This window comes from Microvirga sp. P4_G7 (genome assembly GCF_056401005.1).
This window is the reverse complement of record NZ_JBFUKD010000776.1, coordinates 1-1,581: the sequence shown is the minus strand read 5'-3', so window position 1 is coordinate 1,581 and position 1,581 is coordinate 1. Positions and strand designations below refer to the sequence as shown.

1 protein-coding gene is annotated in these 1,581 nt (G+C 62.7%); it reads left to right on the top strand.

The features are described 5' to 3' along the window. A partial coding sequence (dnaE, locus tag AC1DT3_RS20560; RefSeq protein ID WP_477467060.1) for a DNA polymerase III subunit alpha occupies positions 1-1,581 on the top strand: 1,581 nt, incomplete at both ends.

Sequence of the window (1,581 nt, the reverse complement as noted above, 5' to 3'; positions counted from 1 at the left end):
TCTCGATCCTCTGCGGTTTGGCCTGCTGTTCGAGCGCTTCCTCAATCCCGAGCGCGTCTCGATGCCCGACTTCGATATCGACTTCTGCGTCGATGGGCGCGAGCGCGTCATCGAATACGTACAGCAGCGTTACGGCCACGAGCAGGTCGCGCAGATCATCACCTTCGGTACGCTCCTGGCGCGCGGCGTGATGCGCGACGTCGGCCGCGTGCTGGAAATGCCATACGGTCAGGTCGACAAGCTCACGAAGCTCGTGCCGCAGAACCCGGCAGCCCCGGTGACCCTGCAACAGGCGATCGAGGGTGAGCCGAAGCTGCAGGCGGCGATCGACGAGGAGCCCATCGTCGCGCGGATGCTGACCGTCGCGCAGAAGCTCGAAGGCTTGCACAGACATGCCTCGACCCACGCGGCGGGCGTCGTCATCGGCGACCGACCGTTGCAGGAACTCGTGCCGCTCTATCGCGATCCGAAGACCGGCATGCGCGTGACCCAGTTCAACATGAAGTGGGTCGAAGCGGCGGGCCTTGTGAAGTTCGACTTCCTCGGCCTGAAAACTCTGACGGTTTTGCGCACGGCGGTCGATCTCATCGCCAGACGGGGAATCACGATCGACCTCTCCGCGCTGCCACTCGATGACGCGAAGACGTACGAGATGCTCTGCCGCGGCGAGACGGTCGGCGTGTTCCAGGTGGAAAGCGCGGGCATGCGCAAGGCCCTCGTGGAGATGGAGGCGGATCGCTTCGAGGACATCATCGCCCTCGTCGCCCTCTATCGTCCGGGCCCGATGGCCAACATCCCCGTCTATTGCGCGCGCAAGCTCGGCAAGGACGAGCACAACAAGCGCGATTGGTATTCACATCCCAAGTTGGCGCCGGTCCTCGAAGAAACTTTTGGCATCATCGTCTACCAGGAGCAGGTGATGGAAGTGGCGAAAGTCCTCTCGGGCTATTCGCTGGGAGACGCCGATCTTCTGCGCCGCGCCATGGGTAAGAAGATCAAATCCGAGATGGATGCGCAGCGCGAGCGCTTCGTCTCCGGCGCTCTCGAGGGCGGCCTCGACAAGGCGAAGGCGAACGAAATCTTCGACCTGCTCGCGAAATTTGCCGATTACGGCTTCAACAAAAGCCACGCGGCCGCCTACGCACTCGTGGCGTTCCAGACAGCGTATCTGAAGGCGAATTATCCGATCGAGTTCATGGCCGCGTCCATGACGATGGACCTCGACAACACCGATAAGCTGGCGGAATTCCGCCGCGAAGCGCAGCGCATCGGCATCAAGGTCGTGCCGCCGTCCGTGAACCGTTCCGGCATCGTGTTCGACGTGCAATACGATGCGGAGGGCAACGGCTCAATTCTCTACGCGCTCGCCGCCGTGAAGGGTGTCGGGCGACAGGCTGTCGAAACACTTGTCGRCGCGCGCGGCGAAGAACCGTTCAAGGACTTGGCCGATTTCGCGCGGCGCATCAATCCGCGTCAGCTCAACAAGCGCACGCTCGAGAATCTCATCGCTGCCGGCGCGCTCGACGAGCTCGAGCCCGACCGCGCCAAGGCGCATGCCTCCATCGATGCGATGATGAGCCT